General features: G+C 70.8%; 14 protein-coding genes. 7 read left to right on the top strand and 7 right to left on the bottom strand.

Annotated features, from left to right (window positions below; all coding sequences use genetic code 11):
• The first annotated feature begins 51 nt into the window (after positions 1-51).
• Entirely contained in the window at positions 52-1,032 is a 981-nt protein-coding gene (nrdF, locus tag ABKW26_RS08495) for a class 1b ribonucleoside-diphosphate reductase subunit beta (protein ID WP_348592672.1), read from the top strand.
• A 143-nt stretch (positions 1,033-1,175) separates the two neighbouring features.
• Here nrdF and ABKW26_RS08490 read toward each other — a convergent pair whose 3' ends face one another.
• Positions 1,176-2,105 (bottom strand): FKBP-type peptidyl-prolyl cis-trans isomerase, encoded by a 930-nt coding sequence (locus tag ABKW26_RS08490; RefSeq protein WP_348592670.1) that lies wholly within the window; start codon positions 2,103-2,105, stop codon positions 1,176-1,178.
• Between the two features lie 290 nt (positions 2,106-2,395).
• On the opposite strand from ABKW26_RS08490, the gene ABKW26_RS08485 reads away from it, so the two are divergent.
• Positions 2,396-2,686 carry a hypothetical protein gene (locus tag ABKW26_RS08485; protein WP_348592668.1) on the top strand — a complete coding sequence of 97 codons (291 nt, stop codon included), beginning with the start codon at positions 2,396-2,398 and terminating at the stop codon, positions 2,684-2,686.
• A 38-nt stretch (positions 2,687-2,724) separates the two neighbouring features.
• On the top strand, positions 2,725-3,525 hold the full coding sequence (locus ABKW26_RS08480) for an alpha/beta fold hydrolase (protein ID WP_348592667.1): 801 nt from the start codon (positions 2,725-2,727) through the stop codon (positions 3,523-3,525).
• Between the two features lie 28 nt (positions 3,526-3,553).
• Here the strand turns inward: ABKW26_RS08480 and ABKW26_RS08475 are convergent, their stop codons facing one another.
• Together ABKW26_RS08475 and ABKW26_RS08470 are read right to left on the bottom strand one after the other, a co-directional pair.
• The gene (locus ABKW26_RS08475) at positions 3,554-3,874 is read right to left on the bottom strand and encodes a hypothetical protein (RefSeq protein ID WP_348592665.1); all 321 of its coding nucleotides are present in this window, start codon (positions 3,872-3,874) and stop codon (positions 3,554-3,556) included.
• Between the two features lie 124 nt (positions 3,875-3,998).
• On the bottom strand, positions 3,999-6,185 hold the full coding sequence (locus tag ABKW26_RS08470) for a hypothetical protein (protein ID WP_348592663.1): 2,187 nt from the start codon (positions 6,183-6,185) through the stop codon (positions 3,999-4,001).
• Positions 6,186-6,437: 252 nt separating this feature from the next.
• Between ABKW26_RS08470 and ABKW26_RS08465 the strand changes: the two genes are divergently transcribed.
• Genes ABKW26_RS08465 through ABKW26_RS08455 form a run of 3 tightly spaced genes read left to right on the top strand, consistent with a single transcriptional unit; the run spans position 6,438 to position 9,884 of the window.
• Positions 6,438-7,913 carry a hypothetical protein gene (locus tag ABKW26_RS08465; protein WP_348592661.1) on the top strand — a complete coding sequence of 492 codons (1,476 nt, stop codon included), beginning with the start codon at positions 6,438-6,440 and terminating at the stop codon, positions 7,911-7,913.
• Positions 7,910-8,902, top strand: a complete 993-nt coding sequence (locus ABKW26_RS08460) for a hypothetical protein (protein ID WP_348592659.1) — start codon at positions 7,910-7,912, stop codon at positions 8,900-8,902. The genes ABKW26_RS08465 and ABKW26_RS08460 overlap by 4 nt, the downstream gene beginning before the upstream one ends.
• Before the next feature lie 43 nt (positions 8,903-8,945).
• Entirely contained in the window at positions 8,946-9,884 is a 939-nt protein-coding gene (locus ABKW26_RS08455) for a tetratricopeptide repeat protein (protein WP_348592657.1), read from the top strand.
• Positions 9,885-9,974: 90 nt separating this feature from the next.
• Here the strand turns inward: ABKW26_RS08455 and glgB are convergent, their stop codons facing one another.
• From glgB to ABKW26_RS08435, 4 genes are all read right to left on the bottom strand, one after another.
• Positions 9,975-12,188 (bottom strand): 1,4-alpha-glucan branching protein GlgB, encoded by a 2,214-nt coding sequence (glgB, locus tag ABKW26_RS08450; protein WP_348592656.1) that lies wholly within the window; start codon positions 12,186-12,188, stop codon positions 9,975-9,977.
• Positions 12,189-12,277: 89 nt separating this feature from the next.
• Positions 12,278-13,708, bottom strand: coding sequence for an aminoglycoside phosphotransferase (locus ABKW26_RS08445; protein ID WP_348592654.1), 1,431 nt, complete (start codon positions 13,706-13,708; stop codon positions 12,278-12,280).
• A gap of 27 nt (positions 13,709-13,735) precedes the next feature.
• Positions 13,736-15,508 carry a maltose alpha-D-glucosyltransferase gene (gene treS / locus ABKW26_RS08440; RefSeq protein ID WP_348592652.1) on the bottom strand — a complete coding sequence of 591 codons (1,773 nt, stop codon included), beginning with the start codon at positions 15,506-15,508 and terminating at the stop codon, positions 13,736-13,738.
• Entirely contained in the window at positions 15,505-17,520 is a 2,016-nt protein-coding gene (locus ABKW26_RS08435; protein WP_348592764.1) for an alpha-1,4-glucan--maltose-1-phosphate maltosyltransferase, read from the bottom strand. The genes treS and ABKW26_RS08435 overlap by 4 nt, the downstream gene beginning before the upstream one ends.
• Before the next feature lie 306 nt (positions 17,521-17,826).
• Here ABKW26_RS08435 and glgP point away from each other — a divergent pair, with 306 nt between their 5' ends.
• Positions 17,827-20,394 carry an alpha-glucan family phosphorylase gene (gene glgP / locus ABKW26_RS08430; protein WP_348592650.1) on the top strand — a complete coding sequence of 856 codons (2,568 nt, stop codon included), beginning with the start codon at positions 17,827-17,829 and terminating at the stop codon, positions 20,392-20,394.
• Positions 20,395-20,521: the final 127 nt, after the last annotated feature.

The raw sequence follows: 20,521 nt of genomic DNA, 5'->3' as shown, positions 1-20,521 counted from the left end.
CGCTGTGACACCCCGACGGACCGACGACTGCTCGACGAGAGAGACGAAGTGATGACCCCCACCGGCAAGCTCAAGCTGATCGACCGGGTCCAGGCGATCAACTGGAACCGCGTCGAGGACGACAAGGACTCCGAGGTCTGGGACCGTCTCGTCGGCAACTTCTGGCTGCCCGAGAAGGTACCGGTGTCCAACGACATCCAGTCGTGGGCGACCCTCACGCCGGTCGAGAAGGAGCTGACGACCCGCGTCTTCACGGGCCTCACGCTCCTCGACACGATCCAGGGGACCGTCGGCGCCGTCAGCCTCATCCCGGACGCGATCACGCCGCACGAGGAGGCCGTCTACACGAACATCGCGTTCATGGAGTCGGTCCACGCGAAGAGCTACTCGTCGATCTTCTCGACCCTCATCTCGACGCAGGAGATCGACGACGCGTTCCGGTGGTCGGAGGAGAACGTCAACCTCCAGCGCAAGGCGGAGATCGTCCTGGGCTACTACCACGGGGACTCCCCGCTCAAGCGGAAGGTCGCCTCGACGCTGCTCGAGTCGTTCCTCTTCTACTCGGGCTTCTACCTGCCCATGTACTGGTCGAGCCGAGCCAAGCTGACGAACACGGCCGACCTCATCCGCCTCATCATCCGTGATGAGGCCGTGCACGGGTACTACATCGGCTACAAGTACCAGAAGGGCCTCGAGAAGCTCTCCCCGGCCGAGCGCGAGGAGATGAAGGCGTACACCTTCGAGCTGCTCTTCGAGCTCTACGAGAACGAGGTCCAGTACACCGCGGACCTCTACGACGGTGTCGGTCTCACCGAGGACGTCAAGAAGTTCCTGCGCTACAACGCCAACAAGGCGCTCATGAACCTCGGCTACGAGGGTCTGTTCCCCAAGGACGAGACGGACGTCAACCCGGCGATCCTCTCAGCCCTGAGCCCGAACGCCGACGAGAACCACGACTTCTTCTCCGGGTCCGGCTCGTCGTACGTCATCGGCAAGGCCGTCAACACCGAGGACGAGGACTGGGAGTTCTGACCAGTCGTTCGGCGATCGTTCGACGAGCATGACGTCCGACGAGCATGACGAAGGGCCCCGGCCCTCCCACCGCGAGGTGGGGGAGCCGGGGCCCTTCGTGCGTCCCGCCCAGGCGGGACGACTGGTAGGCCGGAGTGTCGAGGCTACTTGGCGTCGAGGATGTCGACGACGAAGATGAGGTCTTCCTCGGCGAGGTCGTTGCCCTGGCCCTCGTAGGCGAGCGCCTTCGGGATGACGAGAAGCACCTGGCTGCCGACCGTCTGGCCGACAAGACCCTGGTCCCAGCCGGCGATGACAGAACCCGTGCCGATCGTCGTGCTGAACGGTGCACCGTTCTCCCAGGAGGAGTCGAACTGCTCGCCGTCGGAGACCTTCCAGCCCGAGTACTGGAACGTGACGCTCTGACCGGCAGCGACCGGTGCACCCGCACCCGTGATGAGCGTCTGGGCGACGAGCTCGGCCGGGGCCGTGTAGCCCTCGGGGATCTCGATGCTCGGCTTGCCCGTGTCGTCGAGCGTGACCGACGGGAGCCCGTCGACAGGCGCGACGGCCTCACCCTCGGCGCGCGTGGGGATCGTCCGCGTGGAGACGACCTCGATCGCCATGAGCAGGGTCTCGCCCGTGGAGGGGTCAGGGTTGGCGAGGAGCAGGCGCGCCCCGACCTTCTGTCCCTCGAGCGCCTCGCTCAGCGCGCCGATGATCTGCGGGTCGCCGATCGTGATCTCGTCGGGGACCGTCTCCCAGCTCGACTGCGCCTCGACGCCGTCCGTGCCGGTGTACAGCACCGAGTGCAGGGAGACGATGTCCCCGGCGACGAGGTCCTCCCCGCTGCCCTCGTTGATGACGCGGACCGCGGCGGCGCTCGTCGCGAACGGAGCCGTGAAGGTCAGTGCCGGCTTCACGCCGGGGTCACCGGTGAGCGTCACGGCCTCGAGCGCGGCGATGTCCTCAGCGGTGGGCGTCGGCTCCGCCGCAGCGGTCTCCGTGGAGGTCTCGGACGGCGTGGCCTCCGAGTCGGAGTCCCCACCACAGGCGGAGAGGAGCAGTGCGGCCCCGAGCGTGAGTGCGGTCATCCCGCGAAGTGTGCGGTGCTTCAAGACAGGTCCTTCGGTCGTCGGTTCCAGCTGCGGTCGGAACCGGCGCGGGTGGGAACTGACCCGGTGCGCTCGGCGACCAGCTCACGACGATCGGTCGTATGTCGTGTGCAGCGTTGGGCGCGCACACTCTATCGGGTGAATCTGGGAGCGCCCTGGGACGTCGCGGATCCTCGTGCTCGCGCGGAGCGAGCCGCGCTCCGCCGGCGCGACGGCGCCCAGGCCCGGGCCGGGTGCGCTCGGCACCGGGCCCGGTGGAGAATGGACGCATGCCGTCGTCCCGCAGGTCCAGGCGCCGCCCGTACGAGCAGGAGTACCGCCCGCTCGACCTTGAGCGAGCGAGCGGCGGACGTCGCCAGGATGTCCGAGACGGCGTGAGCTGGACCGTGCAGTCCGTCCGCTCGAGCGACAAGGCCTACCGCTGCCCGTGGTGCAACCGGGAGGTCGCGCCGGGCACGCCGCACGTCGTCGCCTGGGCGAACGACTCCCTGTTCGGTGCGCAGGCCGCGCTCGACGCCCGTCGCCACTGGCACACCGGCTGCTGGGACAGCGGCCGGTAGACCCGTGGGACGCAACCCGCCCACGAAGGAGATCCTCCATGACGCTCGACCCGAACCGCTCGCACCCCGATCTCATGCAGGCCGGGAGCGCGCCCTGCGTCGTCCTCCTGCACGGCTTCCCGCTCGACCACCGCATGTGGGACGACGTCGCCCGCCTCCTTCCTGACGATGTCGTGGTCATCGCACCGGACCTCCCCGGCCTGGGCGGCTCGCCTCTGGACGCGTCGCAGCCCCCGTCGCTCGAGGTGGCCGCCGACGCCGTCGCGTCGACCGTGCGTGCGAGCGGCGTCGACGAGATCGTCGTCGCAGGTCTCTCGATGGGCGGGTACGTGGCGCTCGCGCTTGCTGAGCGGCACCCGGAGCTCGTCGTCGGGCTCGCCCTCATCGACACCCGGTCCACGCCGGACGGCGACGACGCCCGGGCGCGACGGCTGGCTGTCGCCGACGAGGTGGAGCGGAGCGGCAGCGTGGCTGCAGCGAGCGACGTCTCCGGCCTCGTCGGCCCGACCACGACGAACGGACGGCCCGAGGTGGTCGAGCGGCTGGCGGCGTGGGTCGGCGACCAGTCACCCGAGGGCGTTGCGTGGTCGCAACGGGCGATGGCCGCGCGGCCGGACCGGACCCACGTGCTCGCCGCGTTCGCCGGGCCGGCCGCCGTGGTCGTGGGCGAGGAGGACGGGCTCACGCCTCCCGCAGCGGCCGAGCACATGGCCGCGCAGCTGACGGACGTCCACTACGTGCTCGTGCCGGGCGCCGGCCACATGAGCGCCGTCGAGACGCCGGCCGCCGTGGCGACCGCGATCGTCGACGTCGTGCGCCGCGTCCCTCCGCGATACTGACGCACCGTCCCGGGTGCGACGCGTCCCTCTAGACCGGGCGCTCCGGGTGGAGCGCCCGGTCCAGAGCCTCGCGCAGGTCGATCGACTCGCCGTCGCGAGCCCCCTCGCCCAGCACGAGCGGTGGGTCGGAGGGTGTGAGCACGGCGCCACGGAGCAGTGCGCGCAACGATCCTTGGACGGTGAGGACGTAGAACTCCCCGTCCACGCCGATGCCGACGCTGCGGTTCTTACGCAGGAACCATCCGTCGACCGTGGTCCGGTAGGTCGCGCGGCCGTCGTAGGACCGCGCCGTGAACCGCTCGGTCGGGACCCCACCCTCGCGCGCCGCGACGACGAAGTCGGCGATCATCGCGCGAGCCTGAGCAGACCGCGCGAGCCGCCGACGTTCGAGCTCGGCCGCCTGGTGTGCAGCGTTCGCAGACTTCTGCTCCCGCCAGGACGGACCCGGGGCCTCCGGGGCACCAGGTGCGTGGTCAGCGGACGACGGACTCATCGTCGACGTCGTCCCGCTCCGCCACGGCGACCGGCGACTCCTCCTCGGATGCGCCGTTCGTCGAGGCGTCCGCGTCGGTCGAGGTCGTCTCCTGCTCGGTCACGGTGTCTTCGCTCGTCTCCTCGGAGTCGCGCGGATCCGTGCTGACGGGGGCTGCGGAGGTCGTGTCGGCCGCGTTCGGCGGGGTGGAGGTCGCGTCCGGGGCGTCGTCCGGAGACACCGGCTCCGACGCGGCCTCGTCCTTGCCGGCGGTGGCCGAGCCGGCGGGCGCGCTCCCGGCCTGGGCGGGCCGGTTGGGGACCCGTCCGGACGCGGCCTTGCGCGCCTGCTGCGCAGGGGTTCCCGAGGCGGACAGCGGGGCTGGTCGCCCCTTGCCCTTGGGGGACTTCTTGGCCGGCGCGGGAGCGGGCGAAGGAGCCGGCTCGCGCGATGCGACGAAGGACTCCTCGGCTGCGGCAGCAGCTTCGAGAGTCGAGGCGCTGGGGATGGCCTCGGCCCCGATGAGCGTGCGGAGCTCGTCGATGTACGTCGTGATGGACTCGCGCTGGCGGTTGAGGTCGTCGACCTGACGCTGTGCGTTGCTGCGCTCGCGCTCCGCCTCGATGAGGGCGTCGGTGACGACCTGGTCGGCCTGCTCGCGCGCCGCGGCGGTGATCCCTGCGGCGGACTTGCGGGCGGCCTCGGCCGACTCCTTGGCGTACGCGTCGCTGTCCTTGCGGATCTGCTCGTACTGGACGAGAGCGTCGGCGGCACGCTTCTCCGCCTCGGCCGCGTGGCGCTCGGCGTCTCCGAGGAGCTTGTCCGTCTCCGCGCGCGTCTTCGCGTGGACCTCGGTGTCGGCCACCTGGGCCAGCTCGTGCTTGGCGGCGATCTCGAGCTCGGCACGCGCCAGCCGCTCCCGGGCCTCGTCGACGAGCGGGGCCGCTTCCGTGCGCGCCTCGTTGACGATGTCCGACGCCGTGCGTCGCGCGTCGGCGAGCAGCTTGTCCGACTCGATCTGGGCCTGCTCGCGCAGCTCAGCGGTCTCGCGTGCGGCTGCCTCTCGCTGAGCGGTGGTCTCCCGCTCGGTGACCTCGCGCAGCTCGGCGGAGTCTCGCGTCGCCGTCTCCACGAGGTGCGACGCCTCGAGGCTCGCGGCGCTGAGCTGCTCGCTCGTGGTGCGCTCGGTCGCCGTGCGGAGCTCGTCGAGGTCGAGCCCTGCCTGGACACGCCGGGCCTCGAGCTCGGCCTCGACTGTCTGGCGGAGCGTCGCGAGCTCGCGGTTGAGCTCGGCACGTCGCAGCTCGACCTCCTCGAGGGCGGCAGCGCGGACGGCTGCAGCCTCCGTCTCGGTGCGCTGGCGCAGCTCGTCGGTCTCCCGCGTGGTGGTCGCGCGCAGCTCGGCGACGTACGCCTCCGTCTCGGTGCGGGCGGTGGAGGTCTCGGTCTCGGTGCGGTGACGCAGCGCGGCGGTCTCGGCGTCGGTCCGTCCTCGCAGCTCGGCTGCGTAGTGCTCGGCCTCTTCACGCTGCGCGGTGGTGAGTGCCTCCGTGCTCGACCGCAGTGCGTCGGCATCGCGCTCCGTCGTCACGCGGAGCTCGGTCGTCTCCCGCTCGGTCGTGGCGCGCAGCGTCCCGAGCTCGCGCTCGAGCGAGGTGCGCCGCTCCATCTCCTCGGTGGTGATCGCCGTCTGGATCCGGGTCGCCTCGCGCTCGGCCGAACCGACGAGCTCCTCGGCGCGTCGCTCGGCTGACACGACGGTCGTCTCGGCCTCGTTCGCGGCGGCGGAGCGGGTCTCCTCCGCCTCGCGACGAGCGGCGGCGAGCATCTCGGCGACCTCGTTCTCGGCGCGGGACCGCATCTGGCCCGCGCTGAGCTTCGCGCGGCTGAGGATCTCCTCCGCCTGTGCCTCGGCCTGGGCCATGACATCGGTCGACTGCTCCTCTGCCGAGCGCATGAGCTGCTCGATGCGGGAACCGAGACCGGCATAGGACGGGCGGTCGGTCTCGCGGAGCTTCTCCTGCGCGTCGGCCAGCGCCGCGGCCATCTGGGCGGCCTGGGAGTCGAGCGTCGTCAGCCTGGTCCGGGTCTCGGCGAGGCTCGACTCGAGCGCCTGGACACGTCCGTCGACCTGAGCGCGGTCGTAGCCGCGCATCACTACGGGAAAGATCGGGCGTTCGTCGGACACAACAGGCCTCCGGGATCGGGGTGGACATGCTGCACTGAACCTTCACATGCTCGCCCGTACCGGGCCTGATGAGCGTGGATACGTCGCAGTGCTGCGCGTTCGAGCGCGCGTTCTGGCCCAGCCTATCGGGTCTGGCCAAGGTGGGGAACGAGCGGCGAGATGATCCGGAAGGGTACGTTTCGTCCGTCTGTGCAGGATTCGGCCTGTGCTCGGCGCGTTAGGCTGGAATCTCTTTGTCGAAGGGATCGATAGGTGCTGCAGAAGATCGTGACGGTCGCCCTGGTGCTGACGGGGCTCGTCCTCGCCGGGCTAGGAGTCGCCTCGGGGACGGTATGGCGTCCCAGCGACACCGTGACCCTCAGCAGCGGTGAGCACGACTCCGCGACGCTGCTCATGACCGAGCCGGGTGTGCTCGGTCTCGTGGACGAGTCCGTGACCATCGGTGCGTCGGGGCCCGAGGGAGCCACAGTCGTGCTCGCGATCGGTCGGGCGTCGGACGTCCAAGGCTGGATCGGCGCCGACCCGGCTGTCGTCGTGACCGGCGCGACCGACTGGGAGACGTTGTCCGTCGACGAGCCGGTGCCGGCCGAGACCGACACCGCGGCACCGACCGATCCAGCTCCACCGGAAGACGCGACGGAGCCTGCGGCTCCCGCTGAACCTGCGGCTCCCGCTGACCCAGCGGTACCGGCAGACCCCGCGGTCCCGGAGGACGCTGCTCCCGGGGAGGTCCCGGTCGTGGTGTCGCCTGACCCAGCCGGCTCCGACATGTGGATGGTCGAGGCTGTGGGCGAAGGATCGGCCGAGCTCGAGTGGTCCGCCTCGTCGAGCGACCAGGTCCTGCTGGCGGCGACCGTCGGCGAGACGACCCAGGCACCGGTCGTCACACTCACGTGGCCACGCGAGGTGACGACCCCGTGGGTCCTCCCTGGCGTCGCTCTCGGCGGCCTCCTCGTCCTCGTCGGGGTCGTGCTCGGGTACCTCTGGTTCGTGGCAGGTCCACGGCGTGACAAGCGACGCACCGGGGCTGCGTCGACGTCCCGCACGGCGCGTGCTGCGTCCCCCGCTGCCGACGGGTCTCCAGGGTCCTCGTCGTCTGCGCTCCACGACGCCAACGGCGCAGGGCGTGACGCCGACCTCGCGCCGGCGGCCAGCGCGTCGGGTCTGACCCGACGCGAGCTGCGTGAGCAGGCGGAGCGTGCACACCTCCAGCAGGATCCCGACGTGCAGCAGGCCACGTCGAAGCCGCGCCGGTCCTGGCCGTGGACCGGGGCCATCCCGGCGGTCTCGCCCCGCGGCGAGGGACGGCCGAAGACTGCCGCCGTACCGGTCGTGCCGACCGAGCCGGAGGCTCACCGGCCCGGCTGGTTGAGCGAGGGGACGGCCTCCGCGTCCGGTTCCGGCTGGCGGCAGGCGTGGGGTGTCCGGCCCGGATCTGCCGCCGACGCCGCGGACCCGACGGCTGCGAACCCCGCCGTCGCGTTCCCGACGGCGGGCGAGAACCCTGGTGGCCAGGCGCCCCGCGTGCTCGACCCGCGACCCGCGACCCAACCCCACGGGCTTCCCCCGGCTCGGCCGGAGACCACGCCCCGCGATCCCCACGAGCCCTGGCCCGCGCCGGACCCAGGACGGGTCCAGGGACCACCACCCCGTGGGGGCGGCGTCCGCCGCCGTCCTCCGGTCCAGCCCGACCGCACACCCGCCGAGAACCACGAGGAGGACCGATGAAGCGCCCACTGCGCCGCGCGGCCGTCCTCGCTTCCGCGGGTGCGCTCCTCCTGTCTGCGTGCGCGCCCGAGCTGCCGACGGTCACCGTCGATGCCGAGACCGTCGTAGCCCCCGTCGTGTCCCCGTCACAGAACGAGGAGATCCACGCCTCGATCGCCGAGGTGCTCGCTGCGGGGACCGAGACCCTCGATCCGGCCGTCCTCGCCCCTCGCCTCACCGGCCCTGCGCTGGCGCTCCGGACGGCCGAGCTGACGGTCGCGGCAGCGACCGGGGTCAAGGACGCGATCACCGAGGTGCCGATGGCCGTCCAGTCGGAGGTCATCCCGGCGACCGACACGTGGCCGCGCTGGACCTTCGCCGTGAGCGAGCGGCCCCAGAACCTCCAGACGGAGCGCCTGCTCGTCACCGAGCAGGCCGCACCGCGCGAGCAGTACAAGCTCTGGGGCTGGCTCAGGCTCTTCCCCGGGGTGACGCTCCCTGCCTTCCCCTCGGCGGCGATCGGCACCGAGGAGATCGCTCCCGACGATGCGTCGCTCGTGCTCTCGCCCGTCGACGCTGTCGCGCACTATGCGGACGTGCTCAACTCCGGGGACGCGTCCGCGTTCGCGGCCGAGTTCGCGGCCGACCCGCTCCGCGACCAGATGAACGCCCGACGCGCTGACCGGACGGCCCTCGCAGCCACCGGCGCGGGCACCTACACGCTCGTCTTCACTCCGACAGAGGGCGCGGTGCGGTCGCTGCGCACTGCCGAGGGCGGAGCGCTCGTCATCGCCCAGCTGACGTCGTCGGAGACCTTGGCGGGGGAGCCGGGCGCGGTGATCAACCCGACGGCGACCGAGAGCGCGTTCACAGCGGGTGCCGCCCCGTCCAACTCCCTCACAGTGGGCCGGACGGCCCTCGTCGGGATCTACGTCCCCGCTGCCGGCTCCACCGAACCGATCTCCGTGGTCGGGAGCGAGCTGCTCACCACGTCCGCCTCGGTCCCGTAGCGGCCCGACCTGCAGGACCCCCGACTGATGGAAAGATGAGTGCATGAGTCTTCCTGGTCCCTCCGGTTCACAGTTCGACGTGCGTGGAGCCGTCGACCTCTCTGCGTTCGGCAAGCCGACCGCCCCGCCGCCCGGTGCGCCCGGTGGAGCGCCACCCGCGGGTGGTTTCGTCGTGGACGTCACCGACGAGATGTTCCCGTCGCTCGTGCAGCAGTCCGCCCAGGTGCCGGTCGTCGCACTGCTGTGGATGCCGACGGACGCGGAGTCCGTGCGTCTCGCGACCGACCTCGCGGCCCTGACGCAGGAGTATGCAGGGCGCTTCCTGCTCGCGCGCATCAACGTCGTCGACTTTCCCCAGGTCGCGCAGGCCTTCCAGGTCCAGTCGTTCCCGACAGTCGTCGCGATCCTCGCCCAGCAGCCCGTGCCCCTGTTCCAGGGGACGGCGGAGCGTGAGCAGGTCCGTGGCGTGCTCGACCAGCTCCTCGAGGCCGCTCAGCAGAACGGTGTGACGGGCGTGCTCTCGGCCGACGGCACCGACCCGGCGGCACCGCCGGAGGCACCACCGGAGCCGGACCTGCCGCCCCTGCACCAGAAGGCCTTCGACGCGATCGACGCGGACGACCTCGACACGGCGGTCTCCGCCTACGAGCAGGCGCTGCGGGAGAACCCGCGGGACGACCTCGCGACGGCGGGGCTCGCGCAGGTGCGGCTCCTCCAGCGGACGAGGGACGCTGACCTCGCCGCCGTCCGCGCCGCCGCGGCGGACGCGCCCTCCGACATCGAGGCGCAGCTCGCGGTCGCCGACCTCGACCTCCTGGGCGGGAAGGTGGAGGATGCGCTCGGCCGTCTCATCGCTCTCGTCCCGGAGGCGCCCGACCGCGAGGTCCTGCGCCTGCGCCTCGTCGAGTACTTCAACCTGCTCGGGCCGCAGGACCCTCGGGTGGGGCCGGCACGCCGTGCGCTGACCAACGCGCTCTACTGACCCGCTCTGCCCCACAGCACGTACGACTCGAGGCCGGACCCTGTGGGGTCCGGCCTCGAGTTGTACCGGCGTGTGGGCGTCGACCGGTGGTCAGGCCTCCGGGGTGAGGTACACCGCACCCAGAGGCGGAACCCGGAGGCGCGCGGAGTACGGGCGGCCAGCAGCGGGGGCCTTCTCTGCGGTCACCGAGCCGAGGTTCCCGACTCCGGACCCGCCGTACGCGGTCGCATCGGTGTTGAGCACCTCGCGCCACACCCCGCCGGACGGGAGCGGTACCTGGTAGCCCTCGTGGGGAGTTCCGGCGAAGTTCACGACGACCGCGACGACGTTCCCGCTCGAGTCCTTGCGCAGGAACGAGAGGACGTTGTGGTCGGCGTCGTTCTCGTCGAGCCACTCGAACCCGGAGGGGTGGTGGTCGAGCGCCCACAGCGCAGGGTGCTCGCGGTACACGGCGTTGAGGTCGCGCACGAGGCGCTGGACCCCGGCGTGGCCCTCGTCGGCGAGGACGCCCCAGTCGAGCGTCCCGGACTCTGCCCACTCGGCCGGCTGGGCGATCTCGTTGCCCATGAACGTGAGCTTCTTGCCCGGGTGCGCCCACTGGTAGGCGAAGAGGACGCGGACACCGGCGCGCTGCTGCCACTCGTCCCCAGGCATCTTGTGCAGGAGGGAGCCCTTGCCGTGCACGACCTCGTCGTGGCTGATCGGCAGCACGAACTGCTCCGAGTACGCGTAGACCATCGAGAACGTCGCCTCGTGATGGTGGTAGCGCCGGTTGATCGGGGCCTCCGCGAGGTACCGGAGCGTGTCGTTCATCCAGCCCATGTTCCACTTGAGGCCGAAGCCGAGCCCGCCGGAGCTCGTCGGACGGGTGACACCGGGCCACGCGGTCGACTCCTCGGCGATGAGCATGACGCCCGGGTTGCGCCGGTAGGCCGTCGCGTTGGTCTCCTGGAGGAAGCCGATCGCCTCGAGGTTCTCGCGGCCGCCGTGGATGTTCGGTCGCCACTGGCCGGGGTCGCGCGAGTAGTCGAGGTAGAGCATCGACGCGACGGCGTCGACGCGCAGCGCGTCGACGTGGAACTCCTCGAGCCAGTACGTGGCGTTCGCGACGAGGAAGTTGCGGACCTCTGGCCGACCGAAGTTGAAGACGTACGTGCCCCAGTCGGCGTGCTCACCGAGCAGCGGGTCCGGGTGCTCGTAGAGCGGTGTGCCGTCGAAGCGGGCGAGCGCCCACTCGTCCTTGGGGAAGTGGGCGGGCACCCAGTCGACGATCACGCCGATCCCCGCCGTGTGGAGAGTGTCGACGAGGTGGCGGAAGTCGTCGGCGTGACCGAACCGGGAGGTCGGCGCGTAGTACGACGTGACCTGGTAGCCCCACGACCCACCGAACGGGTGCTCGGCCACGGGCATGAGCTCGACGTGCGTGAAGCCCATCTCGAGGACGTACTCGGTGAGCTGGGTCGCGAGCTCCCGGTAGCTGAGCGACTGGCGCCACGACCCGAGGTGCACCTCGTAGATGCTCATGGGGCCGTTGTGCGGGTCGGTGGCTGCGCGGCGGGCGATCCACTCGTCGTCCTGCCAGGTGTAGTCGGACTCGACGACGACGGACGCGGTCGCGGGCGGGATCTCCGTGCCCTTCGCCATCGGGTCGGCCTTCTGGCGCCACGAGCCGTCCGGGCCGAGGATCTCGAACTTGTAGCGGGTGCCGGCGCCGTGACCGGGAAGGAAGAGCTCCCAGATTCCCGTGGACCCGATCGACCGCATCGAGTGCGACGAGCCGCCCCAGCTGTTGAAGTCGCCGAGCAGGCGCACTGCCCGTGCGCTCGGGGCCCAGACCGCGAACGCGGTCCCGTGGACGTCGCCGAGGACGCTGGGGTAGGTCTTGGTGTTGGCGCCGAGCGTCTTCCACAGCTGCTCGTGCCGTCCCTCGCGGATGAGGTGCTGGTCGACCTCGCCGACCGTGGGGAGGAACCGGTACGGGTCGTCCGCGATCGACGACACGTCGCCGTAGCGCACGCCGATCCGGTAGTCGGGCACCGTTCCGTCGGGTGCCGACAGCGTGACGACCCAGATGCCGTCCTGCTCGTGGGCTGCGGGGTGCTCCCCGGTCGCCGTGACGAAGGAGACCTCGTCGGCGAGCGGGCGCAACGCTCGGAGGGTGACGGCGTCGGCCGAGGGGTGGACGTGCGCCCCCAGGACGCCGTGGGGGTCGTGGAAGGTGCCGTGCGCGACCGCAGAGAGCGTGTCGGCCGAGACGGGCAGCGGCAGGGGAGAGTCGAGCGGGGTCAGGGTCGGATCCGTCATGGCCCTACCATTCCACGCCTTGGGTCGCTGCGCATGGACACGGGCCCGGACACGGCGCGTTCCTCGTCGTCACACGCGTGCGGCCGGGCCTACCGGCCGAGGATGCGGTCGATCGCAGCGAGCGGGATCCCGATCCAGTCGGGCCGGTTTCGCTCCTCGTAGACGACCTCGTAGAGGGCCTTGTCGAGCTCGAAGGAGTCGAGGATGAGCCGTCGGTCCGCGAGCGAGGGTGGCTGACCGAACCCGAGAGCGCCCGGGACGCTGAGGTATCCGTTGTAGCCCTCGAGGAACGCACGGCGGGCGGCACGGGCCCACTCGGTCGAGGTCGCGCCGCCGACGGCCGCAGCATAGTCGAAGGACCGCAGCATGCCGGTCACGTCGCGCTCGCCGAGATCGGGCCGTGTGCGCTCGCTGAGCGGTCGCAGCGGCTCACCCTCGAAGTCGAGGATGCGCCACCCCGTCTGAGGGCTGTAGAGGGCCTGACCGAGGTGGAGGTCGCCATGGATGCGCTGGAGCGGGGGGAGGGGCCGTCCCTGCTGGACCGCTTCGTCCGTGACGGTGCTCATGTGCGTGAGGAAGGCTTCGATGTCCGCCGCGCGCTCGCGGACGGCAGCGCTCGCGGACGCCGCGGAACGGACCCGTCGACGGAGCGCGTCGAGGAGCCACGCAGGGTCGGCGTCGTGGACCTCGGCCGCGAATGCGCGGCGCAGGGCGCTGTGCATCTGCGCGACCTGGGTCCCGAGCTCGCGTGCCGGGCTGTTGAAGGGGCGCCCGTCGGCCGCGTGGGCGCAGGCGAGCTCGAAGCCGTCCTTGGCGTCGGGGACGAACTCGGCAAGGACGCCCGCGTGCGCACGCCACGCGCCGTCGGCGTCGTCGACGGCGATCTCGTGCCACGCGTACGGGGTGGGGACGCCGTGCCAGCCCTCGCGCGTCAGGGCGAGCGGGACCACGACGTCCGGGTTGTCACCCGGCGCGAGGGTGCGGAGCACCTTGAGCATCGTGCCGCCCGCGATGCGGGGCAGGAGCACGGAGCTGTTCGACTGCTCCACGGACAGGATGTGGGCGCCCGTGAAGTCGTACGGCGCGCGGGCGGGCCGGTCGCCGTCCACCCAAGACGCGGCGTCCAGCCACGCCGCCCAGAACGCGGGGTGCTGGGCGCCGTCGTAGAGACGACCGTCCGAGGTCCGACCGACGAGCGCCGAGGCCTCGTCGACGGCTCCCGCCGACAGGGCGGCAGCCCCAGGCAGGTCCCGCTCGAGCACGAGCGGGACCTGGAGCGTCACGTCGACGCCGCCGGCCCCCTCGCGCCGGGCCCGGACGAGCTCGACGAACGACTGGCGTCGCCCGCCGTCCTCGGAGGACAGGGGGATGCGGGCCGTGCTCGACAACGTGACGTCGACCCCCTTGGCGGGGAACCACCTGCGGGAGGGCAACCACCTCTCGAGCAGGCTGAGGAGCTCGCCCTCGTCGAGGTCGATCGTCACGCCGTCGTGCTTCGTCTCCGGAACCACCAGTGCCACACCCGTCCGTCTCTCGTCGATGGGAGCTCAGGTGACCTTGAGCCAGAAGAACTCCCGCGAGCCCAATGTCATCACGACTTCACCGTCGGCGCTGAGCGACGCGATGGTCGCACCGCCGAAGACGTCCGTGAGCGTCCCACCAGCGTGTCCGGGGATCGTCACCGAGGCGGACCGCGCGGTCGCTGCGAGGTTGGTCACGCAGAAGATCGTCTCCTCCGGCGAGACTCGCAGGAACGCGAGGACCGACTCGTTGTCGGCGACGAGCGGGACGAAGGTGCCCGTCCCGAACGTGGGGTGCTGCTTGCGCACCTTGAGCATCCCGTGGACCCAGTGCAGGAGGGACGTGGGCTGTGCCCACTGCGCCTCGACGTTCGCGTACTGGAAGTTGTGCGCGAGCGACTGGATGAGCGGGAGGTACAGCTTGCCCGGGTCGGCCGTGGAGAACCCGGCGTTGCGGTCGGGCGTCCACTGCATCGGTGTGCGGACCGCGTCGCGGTCGGGCAACCAGATGTTGTCGCCCATCCCGATCTCGTCGCCGTAGTACAGGCAGGGGCTGCCCGGCAGCGACAGGAGCAGGGCGTGCGCGAGCTCGATCTCCTTGCGCGAGTTGTCGAGCAAGGGGGCGAGCCGGCGGCGGATACCGATGTTGGCACGCATGCGCGGGTCCGGTGCATACCACCCGTACATCGAGGCGCGCTCTTCCGTGGAGACCATCTCGAGCGTGAGCTCGTCGTGGTTGCGGAGGAACGTGCCCCACTGTGCCCCCGCCGGGATCTCCGGCGTGTCGGCCAGGATGTCGAGGATCTGCTTCGCCCGCTGGTCCTTGATCGCGAAGAAGATCCGCGGCATGACCGGGAAGTGGAAGCACATGTGGCACTCCGGGTCCTCCTCGGTGCCGTAGTACTGGACGACCTCTTCCGGCCACTGGTTCGCCTCGGCGAGCATGATCGTCCCGGGGAACTCCTGGTCGATCATCGTGCGGACGCGCCGAAGGAACTGGTGAGTCTCCGGGAGGTTCTCGCAGTTGGTGCCCTCGGACTCGAACAGGTACGGCACGGCGTCGAGACGGAACCCGTCGACACCCACCTGGCACCAGTACCGCGCGACGTCGAGCATCGCGTCGACGACCTTCGGGTTCTCGAAGTTGAGGTCCGGCTGGTGCGAGAAGAACCGGTGCCAGAAGTACTGCCTGCGCACAGGGTCGAACGTCCAGTTGGACGTCTCGGTGTCGACGAAGATGATGCGTGCGTCGGGGTACTTGGTGTTGTCGTCGCTCCACACGTAGAAGTCGCCGTACGGCCCCTCGGGGTCCGAGCGGGACGCCTGGAACCACGGGTGCTCGTCGCTCGTGTGGTTCATGACGAGGTCGATGACGACGCGGATGTCGCGCCGGTGGGCCTCCTCGATGAGCTCGGTGAAGTCCGCCATCGACCCGTACTGGGGTGCGATCGCCGTGTAGTCGGCGACGTCGTAGCCGCCGTCACGGAGCGGGCTCGGGTAGAACGGCGGGAGCCACAGGCAGTCGATGCCGAGCCACTGGAGGTAGTCAAGGCGCTGGATGAGCCCGCGGATGTCGCCGGAGCCAGCCCCCGTGGAGTCCGAGAACGCACGGACGATGACCTCGTAGAACACGGCCGTCTTGAACCACTCGGGGTCCTCCGTCAGGCCGAGCTGCTTGGTGCTCCGCTCGTCCGGGTGGTCGCTGGTGCCACCACCCGGAGCGGTCGGCTGGCGTCGTGGGGGGAGCGCGGCGATGGGGATGGGCGCGGTGATCGGGCTGGGGGTCGGGCGGGTCGTCAAAGAGGCCTCACGTGGATGATGTGCGCGCTGTTGGCGAACGGATCGAGCTGGACGAATGCCTGGCTACCCCAAGGGTAGGTGGCTCCGGTGAGGAGATCGTGCGCGGCGAAGGAGTGGTGCTCGCCGGCCTCCCCGAGGCCGAGCGCGGCGAGGTCGAAGGAGACTGTCGCGGAGCGCGTGCTGTGGGGGTCGAGGTTGACGACGGTGATGACCGTGTCGGCCTCCCCGGTCGGGGAGTGCTCGGCCGCCAGGTGCGACGAGAAGGCGAGGATCTGGTCGTCGCTCGTCGGGTGGACCGTGAGGTTGCGCAGCTGCCGCAGGGAGGGGTGCGCACGCCGGATCTCGTTGAGCCGGGTGAGGAGGAGCGCGATGCCGACCTCGCTCGCACGGGACCAGTCGCGTGGCTTGAACTCGTACTTCTCGTTGTCGATCTGCTCTTCGACCCCGGGCCTCGGCACGTTCTCGCCGAGCTCGTAGCCCGCGTAGATGCCCCAGGTGGGCGAGGCGGTCGCAGCGAGCACCGCCCGGATCGCGAAGCCTGCGATCCCACCGTGCTGGAGGAAGGGCGGGAGGATGTCGTGGGTCGTCGGCCAGAAGCTCGGGCGCATGTACGCCCCTGACGGACCGGAGACCTCCTCGAGGTACTCGGCGAGCTCCTCCTTCGTGTTGCGCCACGTGAAGTACGTGTACGACTGGTGGAAGCCGATCTTCGCGAGCGCGTGCATCATCGCCGGCTTGGTGAACGCCTCCGAGAGGAAGATCACCTCCGGGTTCGTCGAGCGGATCTCTGTGAGGAGGCGCTCCCAGAACGGCAGGGGCTTCGTGTGCGGGTTGTCGACGCGGAACGCGGTGACGCCGTGGGTGATCCAGACGTGCAGGACGCGCAGGATCTCCTGGTAGATGCCCTCGGGGTCGTTGTCGAAGTTCAGCGGGTAGATGTCCTGGTACTTCTTCGGGGGGTTCTCCGCGTAGGCGATCGATCCGTCGGCCCGGGTCGTGAACCACTCGGGGTGCTCGGTGACCCAGGGGTGGTCGGGCGAGCACTGGAGCGCGAGGTCGAGCGCCACCTCCATGCCGAGCTCGCGGGAGGTGTGGACGAACCGGTCGAAGTCGTCGAACGTCCCGAGCTCGGGGTGGATGGCGTCGTGCCCACCGTCGGCGGACCCGATCCCGTACGGCGAGCCCGGGTCTCCGGGCGCGACCGTGAGGGTGTTGTTGCGGCCCTTGCGGTTGGTCGTCCCGATCGGGTGGATGGGAGTGAGGTAGACGACGTCGAAGCCCATCGCGGCGATGCCGGGAAGACGCTCGGCCGCGGTGGCGAACGTGCCCGAGGTCCACTCGCCGGTCTCCTCGTCGAGGAGCGCGCCCTCGGAGCGGGGGAAGAACTCGTACCAGGCACCGGTGAGGGCGAGGGGACGGTCCACCACCAGCGGGTAGGTGACCGACGCCGAGACCATGTCACGCACCGGGCGAGCCGCGAGGACGGCCTGCACCTCGGGCGAGGTCGCCGCTGCGAGCCGGGCGAGCGGAGGCCGGGCCGCGTCGCCGAGCGCGACGATGACGTCGCGCAACGTGGTGGCCTCGTCGGGTCGCAGGTCTGGCCGGGCTGCAGCGCGGGTGAAGAACGCCGCCCCCTCCTGGAGCATGAGGTCCACGTCGATGCCGGCGTGGATCTTGATCGTCGCGTCGTGCTCCCACGTCGCGTAGGGGTCGGACCATCCTTCGACCCGGACGCCCCACGGGCCTTCGGTGTCGGGGACGAGGTGGGCGCGGAAGCGGTCGAGACCGGGTGCGACGTCGACCATCGGAGAGGTGATCTCGCGGCCGTCAGGAGCCACGAGCACCGCGGTCGCCGCGACGGCGTCGTGGCCCTCGCGGAACACGGTCGCCTCGATCGGCACGACCTCGCCGACGGTCGCCTTGGTCGGCCAGCGGCCCTCGTTGATCGCGGGACCGACGTCGAGCACGGGGATACGGCCGATGAGGACGGGGGACGAGGACGGGGTCGGCACGGCGGGCTGCTGCGCGGAGCGCTTCGTGCTCCTGGGTGCTGTTCGTGCCTTTGCGGCGGGGGGCGCCTTCGTGGTGCTGGCGGTCGGGGGCGCTGTGGGAAGGTCGGCCGCGGGGGCGGTCCGGCCCGAGGTCTTGGAGGTGCGCTTGGAGGTCACTGTCCGAACCTACCTACTCAGGGGGTGTCCGGACACTCGAACGTGTTCGCCGGGCGCGCCGCGACGACGATCCGGAAAGTTCTTGCACCCGTTTCAGACGCGTTCTCAGAAATAGGTGTGCAATCCACTTTTGCTCGGTACTGTCGGACCGTGAAAGCCATCCGTAGATTCACCGTCCGCACCGTCCTGCCCGCCGCTCTCCAGGATCTGGACGAGCTGGCCCACAATCTTCGGTGGTCGTGGCACGCTCCGACCCGCGATCTCTTCGCGGCCCTCGACCCGGAGGTCTGGCACGAGGTCAAGGGCGATCCGGTCGCCCTCCTCGGTGCGCTGACGCCGGACAAGCTGGCGACGCTCGCCCGCGACGAGGACCTCGTCGGTGCCGTCCGCGCCGCAGCATCGGACCTGCGCGACTACATGACGAGCCCGCGCTGGTACCAGAGCGCCGGAGAAGACCTCCCCGCAGCCATCGCGTACTTCTCGCCCGAGTTCGGCATCACGAAGGTCCTGCCGCAGTACTCCGGAGGGCTCGGGATCCTCGCGGGCGACCACCTCAAGAGCGCCTCCGACCTCGGCGTCCCCATCGTCGGCGTCGGCCTCCTCTACGGCGCCGGCTACTTCGTCCAGTCCCTCACGCGCGACGGCTGGCAGGTCGAGGACTACCCTCTGCTCGACCCGGACGGGCTCCCCATCACCCTCATCCGCGAGGACGACGGGCTCCCTGCGACGGTGAGCATCGCGCTGCCAGGCGGCCGGACGCTGCACGCCCACGTGTGGATGGCGGCCGTCGGTCGTGTCCCGCTGCTCCTCCTCGACTCGAACATCCCCGAGAACGACGACCTCGCTCGCAAGGTCACCGACCGCCTCTACGGCGGCGGCGGGGAGCACCGCCTCCAGCAGGAGCTCCTCCTCGGCGTCGGCGGTGTGCGCGCGCTGCGTCTGTGGTCCCGGCTGACCGGGGCACCCGAGCCCGAGGTCTACCACACGAACGAGGGCCACGCCGGGTTCCTCGGCGTCGAGCGCATCGCCGAGCTCGTCAACCACCACGGGCTGTCCTACGACGAGGCTCTCGAAGCCGTGCGCTCCGCCACCGTCTTCACGACGCACACGCCTGTGCCCGCCGGGATCGACCGCTTCGGCGTGGACACGATCAGCCAGTACTTCGGCGGTGCCAACGAGATCCACGGCGTACCGCTCGACCGGATCCTCTCTCTCGGTGCCGAGGACTTCGAGGGCGGCGACCCCACCGTCTTCAACATGGCACTGATGGGCTTGCGCCTGGGCGGTCGCGCCAACGGCGTCTCCCTCCTCCACGGCGAGGTCTCCCGCGGGATGTTCAACGGGCTCTGGCCGGGCTTCGACGAGACCGAGGTCCCCATCGGATCCGTCACGAACGGCGTCCACGCCCCGACCTGGGTCGACCGCCGCATCAGCGAGCTGGCCGAGTCCCGGTTCAGCGTCGACGAGCTGGAGTCGGCCGACGGATGGCTCCGCACGGACGCCGTGAGCGACGCCGAGCTGTGGGACGTCCGCCGCGCGCTGCGCTCGCAGACCGTGGACGACGCGCGGCTCCGCCTGCGCAAGTCGTGGCGCAAGCGCGGCGCCAGCCCCGCCGAGCTGGGCTGGATCGACGAGGCGCTCTCGCCCGATGTCCTGACCATCGGCTTCGCCCGGCGCGTCCCGACCTACAAGCGGCTCACGCTCATGCTCCGCGACCCGGACCGCCTGCGCTCGCTGCTGCTCGACCCCGAGCGCCCCGTCCAGCTCATCATCGCCGGCAAGTCCCACCCTGCCGACGACCAGGGCAAGCGCCTCATCCAGCAGCTCGTGAAGTTCACCGACGACCCCGCTGTGCGGCACCGCATCGTGTTCCTCCCGAACTACGACATCGGCATGGCGCAGACGCTGTACCCCGGGTGCGACGTGTGGCTCAACAACCCGCTCCGCCCGCTCGAGGCGTGCGGTACCTCGGGCATGAAGGCGGCCCTCAACGGTGGTCTCAACCTCTCCATCCTCGACGGCTGGTGGGACGAGTGGTTCGACGGCGAGAACGGGTGGGCCATCCCGACGGCCGACGGTGTCGAGGACGCGGATCGTCGTGACGACCTCGAGGCCGCCGCGCTCTACGACCTCATCGAGTCGCAGGTCGCTGCGCGCTTCTACGACCGTGGCGCCGACGGCGTGCCGCAGCACTGGATGCAGCAGGTGCGGCACACGCTCGCGACGCTCGGGCCGAAGGTCCAGGCGACGCGGATGGTCGCGGACTACGTCAAGGGTCTGTACGCACCGGCTGCTCGTGCGGGCCGCACGCTGCACGGCTCAGACTTCTCGGGTGCACGCCAGCTGGCGCAGTGGAAGCAGACGATCCGAGGTGACTGGGCGCACGTCCGGGTCGACCACGTCGAGTCGGCGGGCCTCGGCGAGGCGCCGCAGGTGGGTGACCGCCTCGCGGTCCACGCGTACGTCTCCCTCGGCGCCCTGACCCCGGCAGACGTCGACGTGCAGGTCGTGCACGGCAAGGTCTCCGAGTCGGACGAGATGTCGTCGTTCGTCGCGGAGCCTCTGAGCGTGCTGGAGACCCTGGAGGGCGGGCGCTACTCCTTCGGTGGCGAGGTCGTCCTCGACTCCTCCGGACCGTTCGGGTACACCGTCCGCATCGTGCCCAAGCACGACGGCCTCGCGAACGTCGCCGAGCTGGGGCTCGTCGCGAACGCCTGATCGCGGCTGCGTGTGGCCCGTGTCCCCGTGGGGCACGGGCCACACGTGCGTGGTGGCTGGAGGCCCGCGCGCGCCGGGGCCGTCCCTGGCTGGAGGCCCGCCAGAGTCACCCGCAGGGATCTGACAG

The organism is Sanguibacter sp. 25GB23B1 (assembly GCF_040012415.1).
GTDB lineage: Bacteria > Actinomycetota > Actinomycetes > Actinomycetales > Cellulomonadaceae > Sanguibacter.
The sequence above is the reverse complement of the archived record's forward strand: the minus strand, read 5'-3'. Positions and strand labels throughout refer to the sequence as shown.